The organism is Planctomycetota bacterium (assembly GCA_035384565.1).
Classification (GTDB): domain Bacteria; phylum Planctomycetota; class PUPC01; order DSUN01; family DSUN01; genus DAOOIT01.
In genome coordinates, this window is the sequence record DAOOIT010000003.1 from 93,873 (window position 1) to 107,135 (window position 13,263).

The window sequence follows — 13,263 nt, forward strand, 5'->3', positions numbered from 1 at the left end:
TGCAGCGGTTCTCCTGGCCTTCGCCCCGGTAGCTAGAACAGGGGAGGGGACCGGGCCTCAGGCAACGGTCAGCCAATATGGGATCACATGGACCTTGGCCCAGCCAGCCCGCGTCGGGCGCTTCGTGACGGGCGACTGGTGGGTGGTGGGGCCGGTGGTGGTCAACGCCGTCAGCCCTGCGCCTGCCGACGGGCGGAACGGCTCGGTGGTGAATCCCCCAGCGGGCAAACGCCAGGGCTATGACGACAGAATCACCGGCTACGATGCCTCGCTCCGCGCCGCTTTCCCCCTCACGCTCAAGCCCGGCCAGTCGCTCGTCACGACGGCCAGCGTCGGAAAGGTCGGCGACAAGACGCCCGACACGGTGCCCGGCCAATACTGCCGCGGGCCGCTGCGGACGGCCACCGTGCTGACCTGTGTGGCCGAGCCGCCGCCCGCCGACGCCTTCCGCCCCGCCTATGTGGGCGACAAGAAGCCGGCCTTTGCCGCCAGCCAGCTCCGCCGCGACCTCTTGCCGCGCCTCCAGCCCGTCGGGCCGCTGCCCGACGTCAAGCTCCACGAGCGCTACCTCGAGCGTATCTGGCTCGACCACCTCCACGAGTGGCCCAACCGCCTGATGCACCCGCTGGAGAACATGCCCGATTACGGCCGCGAGATCACCAACATCGTCTCCACCGTCTCGCTCCTGCTCCTCCTCGACGACCCGGCGCCTGTGGGCGTGGCGTCCCCGCCCCGCGAAACGCTCCTCCTCCGTTTCGTGCAATTGGGCATTGACTACTACGGCGCCACGCAGTCGGATGCCGACTTGTGGCGCGCCAATGGCGGGCACAACTCGGGCCGCAAGATGCCCATCCTCTTCGCCGGCGTGCTCCTCGGCCACGACGGGATGAAGGGCGTGAAGGCCTCATTCGCGGAAGACCAACAGACCTACTACGGCACGGGCTACCGCGGCCAGAAGGCGCTCTGGACCATTGACACCACGGAGGCCCGCCGCCACGAGCACCTGCCGCCCGAGCGGTGGGCGGGGCCGCCCTTCAAGGGCGATAACGACGGCTGGAAATCCGAGGGCTACCGCCTCCTCAACGGACCCACCTGGGTCGGCCAGGCCCTCGCCGCCCGGCTCCTCGGCGCCAAGGGCTTCTGGGGCCACGAGCCCTTCTTCGACTACGTGGACCGCTGGGTGGCCGAGGCCGCCGACGGCACGGTGGACAAGAGCACGATGAAGCCGACCGGCTACCAGCCCTTCCCCGGCGGAGCGGGCGGCTTTGTCGGGGCCATGTGGAAGGCCTATCGCTCCAGGGCCGACGAGATCGGCGCCCAAGTGCTTGCCCGGGCGAGAAGATGAGGAAGACCCCGAAGGCACACGGACCGGCTCGGACGCACACGGACGCATGCGGGGCACGGGTGCGCGCACACGTTCGTGCGCGTCCGTGGAAGCCCGTGGCGCTGCCTCACAAGCTCAAGGGGTATTCATGACCACGATCCAATTCCTCGACTACCTCGGCACCCTTGCCTTCGCGGTGTCCGGCGCGCTCAAGGGCGTGCGGAAGGAGATGGACATCTTCGGCGTGGCCGTGCTGGCGACGGTGACGGCCATCGGCGGCGGCACGATTCGCGACACGCTGCTCAAAGCCGATGTCTTCTGGCTCCGCGACCCGGTCTACGTGCCACTGGCTGTGGCGGCGGCGATCGGGGTGTTCGTGCTCTACCATTGGGTGCAACGGGGCCGATGGGAGCTGCTGATCGCCGACGCCGTGGGCCTCGGCGTGTTCGCGGCCATCGGCGCGGTGAAGGCGTGGGACGCCGGCACCGGCCTCGTGGGTGTGGTGACGATGGCCTGCCTCACGGGCGTGGGCGGGGGCATCATCCGCGACGTGCTCGCGCGCGACGTGCCGGCCGTGCTCCGCGAAGAGGTCTATGCCTCGGCCACGATGGCGGGCGCATTTCTCTTCTACGTGCTCATGCGCGCCGGGGCGGGGCAGGGCGTAGCCGTGTGGGCCGCGGCGTGCCTCACCCTCGCCGTCCGCCTCGCCAGCATCGCCCTCCGCTGGCACCTGCCACGCCGGATTGTGGATGAAAACGAGCCGTGAGGCGCTCCCCCTCTCGAAGGTTCCAGTGCCTTTGGGAGGGGGGCGAAGGATAGACACCCGCCGGCCAGCACCCTCCCGAAGGTATCGGAACCTTCGGGAGGGCTCGCTGGCGCTCGCGGCTCCGCGACCGGCCCGGCCCCGTCCCCATCATCGTTTGAAGCTGACTCTGCGATAGCCGAACTCGCGCAGGCAGTCGAGCACGTTCATCACCCAGCCGTGCTGCGCGTCGTCGGCGGGCTCCATGAGCACCGGGAAATCGCGCCCGCCGGGCACGGCGGCGAGGTCGCGCAGGCGGACGCGCACGGCGCGCCAGTCGGGCATCACCTGATGGTCAATGGCGACCTGGGGCCGCGGCGCCTCGGCCGTGCCGATGTTCCGCACCGCGATGGCAAGCTCGTCAAACCGCCCGGCGATGCGGGGGCCGGTCGGCGGCAGGCGAGTCTCCAGTTCGCGATCAATCTCGCGGAACCGTGTGCCGACCATGAAGAACAGCAGCAGCAGGAACACGCAGTCAATCAGTGGGGTGAACGACATCTCGGTGAGTTTCACGCGACGCTCGGGCTGGCGGAGCAATGTACTCATCGCGTGTCCTCCAGGGGACGTCTGCCCCCTGACCCGAGTATACCTCGAAACTGCCGCGTGTCAATTGAGCGGCGGAGCAAATGTCGAATACCAAACGCCGGCTTTCGAATGACGAGAGGAGGCGAAAGAGAGCGAGCCCCCGCCTACCCCGTGATCGAAGGCCAAACGCGGCACGCATTACTTAAGTGTATATATAGCAGTAAGTTAGGCGGCCATCTGTAAAACCGCCGTAAATGGTCTAGGACGCGAGATCAGCGGCCCCTTTGACCCCTGATACCTTCGGCGGCCGGGCTCTGGGAGCGGAAGGCAGAAGTGTAGTATACGAGACGACTTGAGAAGTGTGGCGATTCGGCATGTCCGTCAACTCCGGATGCGTCCTGGGGCCTCTGAGTGCGTTCTCGGGTTATCGGACGTTATTGCGGCTCAGAACTCGGCGGACTTGGGGGTGCGGGGGAAGGGGATGGCGTCGCGGATGTTGGCCATGCCCGTGGCGAACTGCACGGTGCGCTCGAAGCCCAATCCGAATCCCGCGTGTGGGACAGTGCCGTAGCGCCGCAGGTCGAGATACCACCAGTAGTTCCTGGGGTCGAGGCCGCCTTCGGCCATGCGACGCTCCAGCACGTCGCGGCGCTCCTCGCGCTGGCTGCCGCCGATGATCTCGCCGATCTTGGGCACCAGCACGTCCATCGCCGCAACCGTCCGCTCGTCGTCGTTGACCCGCATGTAAAAGGCTTTGATGGCCTTGGGGTAGTTGCGGACGATGACGGGCTTCCTGATGTGTTTCTCGGTGAGGTAACGCTCGTGCTCGGTCTGGAGGTCGCGGCCCCATTCGACGGGGAACTCGAAGCTCTCGCCCGATTTCTGAAGGATCTCGATGGCCTCGGTGTAGGTGATGCGCTCGAAGGCGCTGGCGACGATGTGCTGAAGGGTTTCCATGACCGTCTTGTCCACCCACTGGTTGAAGAAGGCCATGTCGTCGGGGCAGCGCTCGAGGGCGGCGGAGAGCAGGTGCTTGATGTAGGCCTCGGCGAGGTCCATGTCGCCCTCGAGGTCGCAGAAGGCCATCTCGGGCTCGATCATCCAGAACTCGGCGAGGTGGCGGGGCGTGTTCGAGTTCTCGGCCCGGAACGTGGGGCCGAAGGTGTAGACGTTGGTGAGAGCGCAACAATGGGTCTCGACCGAGAGCTGGCCGCTGACTGTGAGGAAGGCCCGGCGGCCGAAGAAGTCCTGTGAGAAGTCCACCGAGCCGTCGGGCAGGCGGGGCGGTTCCTTGGGGTCGAGGGTGGTGACGGTGAACATCTCGCCCGCGCCCTCGCAGTCGCTGGCGGTGATGATGGGGGTGTGGACGTAGAGGAAGCCCCGGCCCTGGAAGAACTCGTGGGTGGCATGGGCCAGGCAGTTACGCACGCGGGCGATGGCGCCGAAGGTGTTCGAGCGGGGGCGCAGGTGGGCGACCTCGCGGAGGTATTCGAACGTGTGGCGCTTCTTCTGCATCGGATAGGCGTCGGGGTCCTGCACCCAGCCGAGCACGTCGAGCTTCTTCGCCAGCACCTCGACGGCCTGGCCCTTGCCGGGGGAGGCGCGCAGCTCGCCCTCCACGCGCACGGAGCAGCCGGTGACAAGGCGTTTCACTTCGCCCTCGTAGTTCGGCAGCGAGGCGTCGGCGATGACCTGGATTCCGGCCATGCACGAGCCGTCGTTCACGTCGAGGAACGACAGCTCCTTGGAGTCGCGGCGCGAGCGGAGCCAGCCGTAGACGACCACGGCGGCGCCGAAGTCGCGGCGGGCGAGGATATGCTTCACGCGGTGTTCTGGCTCAAGTGCTCGCATGTGAGCATCTCCGTCCGAGTTCGCATAGGGCCTACGGGTCCTATCGGGAGAAGAATGGCGCTATCGCCTCCCATATTTCCATGCCTCGTCGTACATGGCCAGGATGTTGGCGACGGGGCTGACGGCCTGGAGGTTGTGGCAGGGGGCGAGGATGTAGCCCGTGCCGTCGGAGGCCAGGGCGTCTATGCAGTGGCGCACCTCGGCGCGCACCTCGGCGGGGGTGCCGAAGGGGAGGATGCGCTGGTTCTCCACGCCGCCGTGGAAGCAGAGCCTGTGGCCATACTCGCGCTTGAGTTCGGCCAGGTCCATGCCGGGGCAGGTCCATTGAACGGGGTTGAGGATATCAATGCCCAGCTCGACGAGGTCGGGGAGGAAGGCGCGGCAACTGCCGTCGTCGTGGTGGAAGACCTTGATGCCGAACTCGCGGCACAGGGCGATGAAGCGGGCGTGATGGGGCTTGTAGAACTCGCGGTAGACGGCCAGGCTGATCATCGGGCCATGCTGGGAGCCGAGGTCGTCGGTCACCTGCGCCACGTCAATGAGGCCGTCGCAGGCCTCGAACATGCGGCGGTGGTGCTGGAGGATGAACTCGCACATGCGATCGAGCAGGTGGTGGGTGAAATCGGGCTTCAGCAACGGGTCGGTCAGCGAGAGCTGGAGGCCGCGGAGCAGGTTGTGCTGATAGAAGGGGGCCATGTAGCCGCACTGGAGCGCGTGGGTCTTGCGGCGTTCGAGGGCGGCCGCGCGCATCTCGGAATAGTCGAACCAGTCGGCGGAGGGCCAGCGGTAGGCTTCGAGGTCGTCCATCGTCTCGGCCGCGGCGAGGGGGTTGAACGACTGCTCGGCATAGACGCCGCCGTCGTAGGCCACGGGCTTGCTGCGCAGGCCCCACAGGTCCACCGATTCGCCCTCGGGCGCGGGGGGCAGGGGGGGGCCGACGTACTTCGGGCCGATGCCCGCGAAGCCGTCAATGTGCAGGAGCTTGTGGAGGTCGGCCCCCTCGCCGAAGTGGGCGCGCAGCTTGGCCCACACCTCGCCCGTCGCCCAGATGTCGGTCGGCACGCGGTCCACGGGCAAGCGATTGATTGCGGCCAGCACGCGCTCGCGGGAGTTCATCGCGTCCATCGCGGCTTCGTCCTCTCGGTCCGATCGGTCTGACCCGTCCTACAGGACCGACAGGACGGATAGGACCGATAGGACGCAGGCAGACCCGCTCGCTCACACGGGTTCGAGAATCTGAAGCGTCACCCTCACGACCAGGTCCTTCACCGCCGCGCGGTAGTCGGCCATGTGGGGCGCGGCGAGGTGGGCCTTGAGCGCGGCGAGGCTCTCCCACTTCTCGACGATGGTCACCACGTCCTCGCGGAAGGGCAGTTGCGCGCGGATGTCGGTCCGCGCGTCGAGTGCAGGGCCGTACTCCAGACAGCCGCCCTCGGCCTGCACCTTGGGCACGAGGGCGCGGAAGACGCGCAGAAATGCGTCCCGAACGCCGGGCTTCAACTCGATGTTGGCGATGACGTGGATCATGGCCTCTCCTTGCTCGCGGTGGTTTGCGTCGCCGCACCATTATACGCCGCGCCGCGATTTCGGCAACCCGCTTGACAAGGCGTGGACCGCCGGCGAAGATGAAGGCGAAGAGGCTGGGGGGAGACTTCTTGCAAGAAGTTTCCCCCCAGACCCCTCTTCAAGAACTCCTGCCTTGGCTGCGGCACTCGACCCGTGCCCCAGCCAAAGCAGGCTCTGGCGCGAATAGACGCACCTTGGGCGCGGGACGGGTCGAGTGCCGCAGCCAATCTGGAAGTTCTTGGGAAGAGGGGGTTCGGGGAGGGAACCCCTCTTCCAAGAAGGGCTCCCTACCCGATGCCTGGTTTCGATGTCGCGATCATTGGGGCTGGTCCGGCGGGGCTGATGGCGGCGATTGCCGCGGCCGAGGCGGGCGCGCGCGTGGCGGTGTGCGAGCAGATGGCCCGGCCCGGCGCCAAACTGCTGGCGACCGGCGGCGGGCGCTGCAACCTGACGAACACGGCCTCCGCCGACGAGGTGATGGCCCGCTTCGGACGGCAGGGGCGGTTCATGGCGCCGGCGCTCGCCGGGCTGGATGGGCCGAGGCTGAGGGCCTTCTTCGCGAGCCTCGGCGTGCCGACCCACGCGCCCGACGGCTTCCACGTGTTCCCGGAATCGAACTCGGCGCGGAGCGTGCTCGCGGCGCTCGTGGGCCGCGCCGAGGCGCTCGGCGTGCGGCTCCTGACAGGCGTTGAGGCGACCGCGTTGGGCCACGAGGGCATCGAGACGAGCCGCGGCGCGGTCCCGTGCTCGAGCGTCGTGCTGGCGACCGGCGGCAAGGGCTATCCCGCGCTGGGCGCGACGGGCGCGGGCTACCGGCTCGCCGCGCACGCGGGCCACCGCATTGTGCCGCCCGTGCCGGGCCTGGTGCCGCTGGTCGCGGCCGAGCGCTGGGTGGCGCGGGTGAGCGGCGTCACCGTGCCCGAGGCCGCGGTGTGGATTGACCTGCCGAGGCGACGGCATGCGAGGTCCGTGGGGCCCCTCTTGTTCACCCATCGCGGGCTGTCCGGTCCGGCGGTGCTGGACCTGTCGGCCGACGTTGCGGAGCTTCTGGCCGGGGGCTCGCCCGTGCCCTTGCGGGTGGACCTCGCGCCCGGAACGGCGGCCTCGGCGTGGGCTGCCCGCTTCGACGCCTGGCGCCGCGAGCACGGCAGGCGCCTCGTGCGCACCCTCCTCGCGGACCACCTGCCCGCGTCGCTCGCGGCGGAACTATGTCGGGTGGGCGGTTGCGGCGACGAGGTGCGGGCCGCCGAAATCACAGCAGCGCAGCGGCGCGGCCTGGCCTCGTGTCTCGCGGGCCTGCCGCTCACCGTCACGGCGACGGAGGGTTTCGGCCAGGCCATGATCACCCGCGGCGGCGTGGCGCTGGACGCGGTGAACCCCCGAACGCTCGAGAGCAGGCTCCGGCCCGGCCTGTTCTTCGCCGGCGAGGTGCTCGACCTCGACGGCCCGTGCGGCGGCTACAACCTCCAGTGGGCCTTCGTCAGCGGCGCCTTGGCCGGGCGCGCGGCGGCCGCAGGAGGCCCGAGATGAAGGCCGCAAACCCCCTGGTGCCCCTGGTGGTGTTCTGCTCCGCCGTTCTCGTCTGGTCCGCGATCCGGCCGCACTCCTACGATGTCTGGGCGTTCGAGATCGCCGCGGGGGTGATCGGGGTGGCGGTGCTCGCCGCCCTTTACCCTCGCTTCCGCTTCTCGAACCTGGCGTACGTGCTCGTAGCCGTCCACTTCGCGATCCTGGCCGTGGCCGCGAAGTACACGTATGCCGAGATGCCGCTCTTCAACTGGCTGCGCGACGCGCTGGGCCTGTCGCGGAACCACTACGACCGCGTGGGCCACTTCGCCCAGGGCTTCGTGCCGGCCATCCTGGCGCGCGAGGTGCTGCGACGCACGGCCGGCCTGCGGCCGGGCGGCATGCTCTCGCTGCTGTGCGCCTGCGTGTGCCTGGCCATCAGCGCGGCGTGGGAGATCATCGAGTGGTGGATCGTGGTCTTCTTCTACCCCACGAGCGGCCCGGAGTGGCTGGGGCTTCAGGGCGACGTGTGGGATGCCCAGTGGGATATGTTCCTGGCCCTCGCGGGCGCGGTGGCGGCGCTGGTGCTGCTCTCGCGGCGGCACGATCGGTCCATGGCCGCCGCGGGGCTCACCACTTCTTGAACACGAAGAACACGGCCGCCGCGATGAGGCCGAAGCCCACCAGGTAGTTCCACTTGAGCGGTTCCTTGAGGTAGAGCACCGAGAAGACGCAGAAGACGACGAGCGTGATGACCTCCTGCATCGTCTTGAGCTCGGCCCCGCAGAAGCCCTGCTGGTGGCCGATGCGGTTGGCCGGCACCTGGAAGCAGTACTCGATGAACGCGATGCCCCACGACACGAGGATGACCAGGAGGAGCGGCTTGTCCTTGTGCTTCAGGTGGCCGTACCAGGCGATGGTCATGAAGATGTTGGAGAGCGTGAGCAACACCACGGTGGGCATTGCGGGGGTCCTCGTTTCTCAGGGGGAAGGGGGCGGCGCCGCCTTGAGGGCCCGGGTGAGCGCGCGGTCGAGCGCGGCGGCGAACCGGGCTTTGTCGGCGGGCCGGATGGGCGCGGGGCCGCCCTGGATGGCGCCGGCCGCGCGCAGGTCCTGCATCAGGTCGCGGGTGGCCAGGTGTCGGCCCACGTTGGCCGTGTCGTAGGTTTCGCCGCGGGGGTTGATGGCCACGGCGCCCTTCTCGACCACGCGCGCGGCCAGCGGAATGTCGGCCGTGATCACCACGTCGCCCGCCGCCGCGTGCGCGGCGATGTGGTCGTCGGCCGCGTTGAAGTCATGGGAGACGAGCGCCAGCGTCACGAGCGGCCACCGCGGCGTGGCCAGCGGCACGTTGGCGACGAGCTGGACCGCCAGGCGCAGACGGTCCGAGGCGCGGAACACCACCTGCTTCACCTCGTTGGGGCAGCCGTCGGCGTCAATCCAGATCGTGGGGGGCATGCGCGTGCCGCGTCATCCGAGATGAATCTTGCCGCCGGGCCCCCCGCCGGGCACGCCCGGCAGGTTGCCGGGCATGGCGCTGGGCACCACGATGCGCGAGGCGGCCTGGCGCTGGTACTCGCGCACCTGCTCCATCACCTCGGCCACGGCGTCGCGCACCGCGTCGGGGAACTTCTCGATCGCCTCCGCGAGCGTGCGGGCCTCGAGCGGGGCCTCGATGGGCAGAGGCCCGCCGGTCGTCATGATCTGCGCCTGGCCGAAGAACAGCGTCTCGCGGCTCGGGTCCGGCGAGCCGTCGGCCTTGATCGGCAGAAGCTGGCGGATGGTGGCCACCCGCAGGTCGGTGATCGTCTCTTCGCGGTAGAGGCTCGACGCGTCCACCTTCAGTTCCCGCATCCCGTTCGGTTCGGGGCTGCCCATTCGTGCGTCCTTTGTACGAATACTTCCGGTTCCAGCCACGTCCCATAGGATACCCGATTCCGCGCCAAACCGCAACGTTCGGCGCCTCCCGCTTGAGTGCCGGCGGGGCGCGCGGATATAATGCCTGGGTGTCCCTGCGGTGCGGCCATGCGCGGGAGCCGGGTTCAGAGAGGCCACGCGATGAACGCCAACGATCCCACCGAAGGGCTGCCCAACGATTGGGCGAGCCGCGAGACCGAGCCGGGCGAAGACACCCACGAAACCCAGCCCATGCCCTCGCGCGCCGGCCGGGCCGGCGGCAGCGGGGCGCCGCCCCAGGCCACCGGCCCCTACCGCCTGGGCAACGTGCTGGGCGAGGGCGGCATGGCCCTGGTGTTCGAGGCCCACGACTCCACGCTCGACCGCCAGGTGGCCGTGAAGGTCATGCGGCCGGCGCTCGTCGGCGACGCCGAACTCCAGTCGCGCTTCCTGCACGAGGCCCGCATCCTGGGGCAGCTCGAGCACCCGGGCGTGGTGCCCATCTTCACGGCGGGCCGGCTGGCCGGCCACGGCCCCTACTACGCCATGAAGCGCGTGCGCGGCCGCACTCTGCGCGAAATCTTCAAGGCCATGCACCCGCGCGACTTCCAGGACCGCTCGCACACGGCCCGCCTCGTGGGCATCTTCGAGAAGGTGTGCCAGACCGTGGCCTACGCCCACTCCGCAGGCATCCTGCACCGCGACCTCAAGCCCGAGAACGTCATGGTGGACGAGTTCGGCGTGGTGGTGGTGCTCGACTGGGGCCTCTCGAAGAAGATCACCGCCAGCCCCGAGGAGCAGGGCATCGTGGCCACCCAGGTGGGCGTGGTCAAGGGCACGCCCGCCTACATGTCGCCCGAGCAGGCCAGCGGCAGCCCCGAGGCGCTCGACTTCCGCACCGACGTTTTCTCCCTCGGCATCGTGCTTTACGAGATCCTCACCGGCTCGCTGCCCTTCTCCGGCCACTCGCGCACCGACGTGATGGAGAAGGTCCTCCACCACGAGCCGCCGCACCCGCGCGCCCTCAACCGCCAGGCCAGCCGCACCCTCGCCGCCATCTGCATGAAGGCCCTCAACAAGGACCCCAACCGCCGCTACCCCACGGCCCAGGAGCTGGCCGAAGACATCCGCCTCTACCGCGACCTGCTGCCCACCAGCGCCTACCGCCCCGGCCCCCTGGAGGCCCTGGGCAACTGGATCGGCCGCCACCGCCCCGCCGCGGCCGCCATCGGCACGGCCCTCCTGCTCCTGCTCAGCTTCGCCGGCTTCGCCCTCCATCGCCGCGAGGCCGCCCGCATCCGCCGCCAGGAGCAGACCGACCGCGAGCACCTCGTGGCCCAGCTCGACGAGCAGCGCGAGAAGGAGAAGACCCAGGCCACCCTCCTCAGCATCCGCACCGGCATCGGCCAGCTCCGCGAACTCGACGAGCGCATCCTCGCCCTCCAGGCCGACCTGCCCAAGGCCGCCGACGCCCCCGCGCGCGCGGCCATCCAGCGCCAGATTGACGAGCTCGACACCATCCGCTACATCGCCTCGAACAACCTGCGCTCCGTCGCCATCGGCCTCATCACCCAGCTCTCGTGCAAGGCGGGCGGCGACCTCGCCCAGGTGGACCCCGACATCCTGAAGTTCTTCCGCGGCATCGCCGTCGAATCGGTGCGCGCCCTCGTCAAGCGCCACGACTACTACAAGGCCCACTACTACCTGTGGGACTTCCTGCGCACCGACCGCGACGTGCCCGCCAACTGGAGCGAGGAGCAGCTTGCCGAGCTCAAGGCCCTGCGTCGGCAGGTCGAGGAGAAGCTCCGCGAGGGCCAGCCGCCCGACGCCCCGCTGCCCGACTGGTCCAGGCACGCCGCCTACCTGCTCTCGCCCAAGCCCAAGTGAGCAGCCGCCGCTTCAGACGTCCCGCGTGCGGCGGCAAGGGGCAATGGTGTCAGATCTCCAAACACCAACTATCGCTGCCTGCCCCAACTCGCCGTAGCCTGCAATCGGTGAGAGTCTCCATTGGTTGGAGACGGACAGGATGGGCACGATGGACTGGGTGGCCAGCAGCCCACCACGCCCCCGCGGGCACTGTCCACCTCGTCCATCCTGTGCACCCTGCCCACCTTGTCCACTCCGCCCACGGGTTGCCGCGGCGCCGAGCCGTTTGACTCCCCGGGCAGAGGGCTGCTAGAATGGCCTCGACGGGAGGGCGGGGAAGCCCATGGCCGCTCCACGCAAAGGCTACCGCTACATCCAGCCCGAGGCCCTGGCGAAGGTGGCGAAGATGAACCTCGTCGCCCGCGCGGTGGTCGAGGGCTTCATCTCGGGCCTCCACCGCAGCCCGTTCCGGGGCTTCAGCGTGGAGTTCGCCGAGCACCGCGAGTACATGCCCGGCGACAATATCAAGGATGTGGACTGGCAGGTGTTCGGGCGCACGGACCGCTTCTATGTGAAGCAGTACGAGGAGGAGACGAACCTCAAGGCGCACATCCTGATTGACACGTCCAGCTCGATGACCTACAAGAGCGACGAGCACGGGTTGACGAAGCTGGAGTACGCCTGCTACCTGGCGGCGTGCCTGAGCTACCTGATGATCCGCCAGCAGGATTCGGTGGGGCTGGTGTGCTTCGACCGCGAGATCAGGCACTACATTCCCGCCCGCGCGACGAGCACGCACCTGAGCCTGATGCTGCGCCACCTCGAGACGCTGAAGATGGACGCCGGGGTGACGACGAACGTGTCGAAGACGTTCCACGATCTGGCCGAGTTCATCCGCCGCCGCGGGCTGCTGATCATCCTGTCGGACCTCTACGACGACCCGAAAGAGGTGGTGCGCGGCCTGCGGCACTTCCGGTACAAGAAGCACGAGGTCATCCTGTTCCATATCTTCGACAAGTGGGAGCTGGACTTCCCGTTCCGCAAGCTGTCGGACTTCGTGGACATGGAGACGAACGAGGAGCTTCAGGTGGACCCGCGCTACGTGCGCGAGGAGTACCGCAAGCAGGTGCAGGCGTTCATTGACACCTACCGGCGCGACTGCTCGACGAGCCGGATCGAGTACGTGCAGACCGACACGTCGGTGCCCTACGACTTCATGCTCTTTGCGTACCTGGCCAAGCGGAAGAGGCTGTTCTGATGGGTTTCCTCGCGTGGTTCTACCTTCTGGGCGCGGCGTCGGGCGGCATCCCAATCATCATCCACATGATCCACCGCCGGCGCGCCCCCAAGGTGCTCTTCCCCACGCTGCGCTTTCTCAAGGCCTCGAACGAGCGCACCTCGCGGCGGCAGAGAATTCAGGACCTCTTCCTCCTCCTCCTGCGCGTGCTGCTCTTCGTGCTGCTGGCCTTTGCGCTGGCCCAGCCATTCCTCGGCTCGCGCCTGTGGGGCGCGGGCAAGGACATCCACGCGGTGCTCCTCCTCGACAACTCGTACTCGATGGGCACGGAGCACGAGCGCAAAGCCCGCTTCGCCGTGGCCAAGGAACTGGCCGCCGGCATCCTCGAGAAATGCCTGCCCACCCAGGGCAGCCAGGCCGCCGTGCTCCTCTCGTTCCCGCCCCACGGCCACCCCAAGCCGTTCCTCACGCCCGACCGAGCGGCGCTCCAGCGCGACATCCTCAAAGCCCCGCTCTCACAGGGCCGGGCCGACCTGACCGCCGCCGTCCAGCGCGCCTACGACCTCCTGGCCGAGGAGGGCAACAAGGCGCCGACGATGGAGATCTACGTCCTCACCGACCTCCAGCGCAACGCCTGGCCCCAGCCCCGCCCCCTCGAAGAGAAGCACAAGAACCCCCCCCCCCCCCCCC

Annotated in this window: 14 protein-coding genes; 7 read left to right on the forward strand and 7 right to left on the reverse strand. The window is 68.6% G+C overall.

Annotated features, from left to right (window positions below; translation table 11 throughout):
* Positions 1-94: 94 nt before the first annotated feature.
* Positions 95-1,345 (forward strand): hypothetical protein, encoded by a 1,251-nt coding sequence (locus PLE19_01965; GenBank protein ID HPD13686.1) that lies wholly within the window; start codon positions 95-97, stop codon positions 1,343-1,345.
* Positions 1,346-1,472: 127 nt separating this feature from the next.
* The gene (locus PLE19_01970; protein ID HPD13687.1) at positions 1,473-2,090 is read left to right on the forward strand and encodes a trimeric intracellular cation channel family protein; all 618 of its coding nucleotides are present in this window, start codon (positions 1,473-1,475) and stop codon (positions 2,088-2,090) included.
* Positions 2,091-2,237: 147 nt separating this feature from the next.
* On the opposite strand, the gene PLE19_01975 is transcribed toward PLE19_01970, so the two are convergent.
* The 4 genes from PLE19_01975 to PLE19_01990 form a co-directional block, all read right to left on the reverse strand.
* The gene (locus PLE19_01975) at positions 2,238-2,672 is read right to left on the reverse strand and encodes a biopolymer transporter ExbD (GenBank protein HPD13688.1); all 435 of its coding nucleotides are present in this window, start codon (positions 2,670-2,672) and stop codon (positions 2,238-2,240) included.
* Positions 2,673-3,095: 423 nt separating this feature from the next.
* Positions 3,096-4,502 carry an asparagine--tRNA ligase gene (asnS, locus tag PLE19_01980; protein ID HPD13689.1) on the reverse strand — a complete coding sequence of 469 codons (1,407 nt, stop codon included), beginning with the start codon at positions 4,500-4,502 and terminating at the stop codon, positions 3,096-3,098.
* Positions 4,503-4,562: 60 nt separating this feature from the next.
* Positions 4,563-5,627 carry a uroporphyrinogen decarboxylase family protein gene (locus PLE19_01985; protein HPD13690.1) on the reverse strand — a complete coding sequence of 355 codons (1,065 nt, stop codon included), beginning with the start codon at positions 5,625-5,627 and terminating at the stop codon, positions 4,563-4,565.
* Positions 5,628-5,720: 93 nt separating this feature from the next.
* The gene (locus PLE19_01990; GenBank protein ID HPD13691.1) at positions 5,721-6,029 is read right to left on the reverse strand and encodes an antibiotic biosynthesis monooxygenase; all 309 of its coding nucleotides are present in this window, start codon (positions 6,027-6,029) and stop codon (positions 5,721-5,723) included.
* A gap of 333 nt (positions 6,030-6,362) precedes the next feature.
* Here PLE19_01990 and PLE19_01995 point away from each other — a divergent pair, with 333 nt between their 5' ends.
* On the forward strand, positions 6,363-7,598 hold the full coding sequence (locus tag PLE19_01995; GenBank protein HPD13692.1) for an NAD(P)/FAD-dependent oxidoreductase: 1,236 nt from the start codon (positions 6,363-6,365) through the stop codon (positions 7,596-7,598).
* Complete coding sequence (locus PLE19_02000) at positions 7,595-8,218, forward strand: DUF2238 domain-containing protein (protein ID HPD13693.1); 624 nt, start codon at positions 7,595-7,597, stop codon at positions 8,216-8,218. Before PLE19_01995 ends, PLE19_02000 begins: the two co-directional genes overlap by 4 nt.
* Here PLE19_02000 and PLE19_02005 read toward each other — a convergent pair.
* The 3 genes from PLE19_02005 to PLE19_02015 are packed head-to-tail and all read right to left on the reverse strand — an operon-like array spanning position 8,205 to position 9,452.
* On the reverse strand, positions 8,205-8,537 hold the full coding sequence (locus tag PLE19_02005; protein HPD13694.1) for a DMT family protein: 333 nt from the start codon (positions 8,535-8,537) through the stop codon (positions 8,205-8,207). The two genes, PLE19_02000 and PLE19_02005, sit on opposite strands and share 14 nt — an antisense overlap.
* Positions 8,538-8,555: 18 nt before the next feature.
* Positions 8,556-9,032 (reverse strand): YaiI/YqxD family protein, encoded by a 477-nt coding sequence (locus PLE19_02010; GenBank protein HPD13695.1) that lies wholly within the window; start codon positions 9,030-9,032, stop codon positions 8,556-8,558.
* Between the two features lie 12 nt (positions 9,033-9,044).
* Positions 9,045-9,452 carry a hypothetical protein gene (locus tag PLE19_02015; GenBank protein ID HPD13696.1) on the reverse strand — a complete coding sequence of 136 codons (408 nt, stop codon included), beginning with the start codon at positions 9,450-9,452 and terminating at the stop codon, positions 9,045-9,047.
* A 180-nt stretch (positions 9,453-9,632) separates the two neighbouring features.
* Here PLE19_02015 and PLE19_02020 point away from each other — a divergent pair, with 180 nt between their 5' ends.
* The 3 genes from PLE19_02020 to PLE19_02030 form a co-directional block, all read left to right on the forward strand.
* Positions 9,633-11,357: a serine/threonine-protein kinase gene (locus PLE19_02020; protein HPD13697.1), complete on the forward strand. Its 1,725-nt coding sequence runs from the start codon at positions 9,633-9,635 to the stop codon at positions 11,355-11,357.
* Between the two features lie 322 nt (positions 11,358-11,679).
* Positions 11,680-12,594 carry a DUF58 domain-containing protein gene (locus PLE19_02025; protein HPD13698.1) on the forward strand — a complete coding sequence of 305 codons (915 nt, stop codon included), beginning with the start codon at positions 11,680-11,682 and terminating at the stop codon, positions 12,592-12,594.
* On the forward strand, positions 12,594-13,263 hold a 670-nt coding region (locus PLE19_02030), incomplete at its 3' end, for a BatA domain-containing protein (GenBank protein HPD13699.1). The genes PLE19_02025 and PLE19_02030, both read left to right, overlap by 1 nt.